At 66.3% G+C, this 1,043-nt stretch carries 1 protein-coding gene and 1 pseudogene; both read left to right on the plus strand.

Going from position 1 to position 1,043, the window contains the following annotated elements; genetic code table 11:
- On the plus strand, window positions 1–634 hold a 634-nt coding region (locus H8R17_RS45520), incomplete at its 5' end, for a transposase (protein ID WP_187829000.1).
- A 15-nt stretch (window positions 635–649) separates the two neighbouring features.
- Window positions 650–1,043, plus strand: a pseudogene (locus H8R17_RS45525) (transposase); the annotation flags it as partial.

Genomic DNA, 1,043 nt, shown 5'->3' on the forward strand with positions numbered 1-1,043 from the left:
TCAGACCATCAACCAGATCCGGACCCTGCTCATCACCGCCCCTGCCGAAGTGCGCGAGCAGTTCCGGGGATTGCCCACGGTGGAACTGATCGACCACCTGACCCGCTCCCGCCCCGCCGGCGATCTAGCGGATCCGGCCTGCGCTGTCAGGACAGCTCTGCGGCGCCTCGCCCGCCGTTACCGGGCACTCACCCAAGAGATTGTCGACACGGACGCTGAGCTCAAGCCCCTGGTCACGAGGGCCGCACCGCAGCTGGTTGCTCTGCCGGGTGTCGGCCCCGAGACTGCCGGACAACTCCTGATCACCGCTGGTGACAACCCCGAGCGGCTGAGGTCCGAGGCGTCCTTCGCGCATCTGTGCGCGGCCACACCCATCCCAGCATCTTCTGGCCGCACGAACCGGCACCGGCTCAACCGCGGAGGCGACCGCCAGGCCAACCGGGCTCTGCACACGATCGTCATCGTCCGCATGCGACACGATCGCCGGACGCAGGAGTACGTTGCCCGCCGCACCGCCCAAGGCATGTCGAAGAAGGACATTATCCGCTGTCTGAAACGGTTCGTTGCCCGGGAGGTCTACAAACACCTGCCGCGCCCCCACATCACACCTCAACGGCTCCAGCCGACCACTTGACGATCTATAGGAGCTTCCAAGACGGTTCTTGAGTCCGCCCTGGAAGGCGAGATCACCGACCATCTCGGCTATGACAAGCACGACCCGGCGGGCAAGGACGGCGGCAACTCCCGCAACGGCACCCGTTCCAAGACGGTGCTGACGGACATCGGGCCAGTCGAGATCGACGTGCCCCGCGACCGGGAGGGCTCCTTCGAGCCGGCCATCGTCAAGAAGCGGCAGCGCAGGCTGACCGGCGTGGATGAGATGGTCCTCTCGCTGTCCGCGAAAGGGCCCCACGCACGGGGAGATCTCCGCGCATCTGGCCGAGGTCTACGGCGCGGACGTGTCCAAGACGACCATCAGTACGATCACCGACAAGGTGATGGACGGCATGGCGGAATGGCAGAACCGGCCGCTCGACCGCGGG

Origin of the sequence: Streptomyces sp. TRM68367, assembly GCF_014495685.1 — a bacterium.
In the GTDB taxonomy this organism is placed as follows: Bacteria; Actinomycetota; Actinomycetes; order Streptomycetales; family Streptomycetaceae; genus Streptomyces.